The sequence below is a fragment of the Flammeovirga agarivorans genome (genome assembly GCF_012641475.1).
Lineage (GTDB): Bacteria > Bacteroidota > Bacteroidia > Cytophagales > Flammeovirgaceae > Flammeovirga > Flammeovirga agarivorans.
Window position 1 is genome coordinate 1 of record NZ_JABAIL010000090.1, and the last position, 671, is coordinate 671.

Below are 671 nucleotides of genomic sequence, written 5' to 3' on the forward strand. Positions count from 1 at the left end.
GATTTTAATAAAGTAAAGTCAATTGAGAAATATTGGATGGATTATGACTTTTTCTGGTTCGTAAACATTGATTGAATTGGATAATTAGAGATACTAGTAAACTAAAATATCATACAAATTTGGGTGTTTTACTTGAACCAATTAAAGATGATATTAAGGACTTGAAATGGTTGATTTCAGATTTGGATATAAATACTTCTGAAATAGAGAAATTACCAATAAATCATGAAAAAGATTGGTTTCTGATTTCCTCAGATGAAATGGAGTTGATCTGTAAAACTGATACTCAAATTGTTTGGGGCGTTTTTTCAGGAATTGATAAGAATGTGGATTTAAAAACTGACCAAATTGAAATTCCTTATGCTGACGGAAATGGAGAAGTTTGGAAAAACGGAAATCTTCAAGTTGAGAATTCTAAAATAGAAATAATAGCTTGGGATAGTTCATATACGATTGTAAAATTCACTAAAAGGGAAATATCTGATAAGTTTAAAAAATATTTCGATGAGGCCATCGAATTGGAAGAGTATAAATTTAAAAAATAAAAGCATACAACAGTAGCTAACCTCCATCCATCGGGTGACGCACCCTCTGGTCGTAGTTTAGCCATTACGTTGTGTACAATTAAGATGATAATGAAACGATACCTAAACTTATCACTCTTACTATTA

The 671-nt window shown here is 30.4% G+C and carries 1 protein-coding gene; it reads left to right on the forward strand.

Features of this window, described 5'->3' with window-relative positions:
• Positions 1–119 precede the first annotated feature (119 nt).
• Positions 120–545 carry a hypothetical protein gene (locus HGP29_RS28385; RefSeq protein WP_168885829.1) on the forward strand — a complete coding sequence of 142 codons (426 nt, stop codon included), beginning with the start codon at positions 120–122 and terminating at the stop codon, positions 543–545.
• Positions 546–671 lie beyond the last annotated feature (126 nt).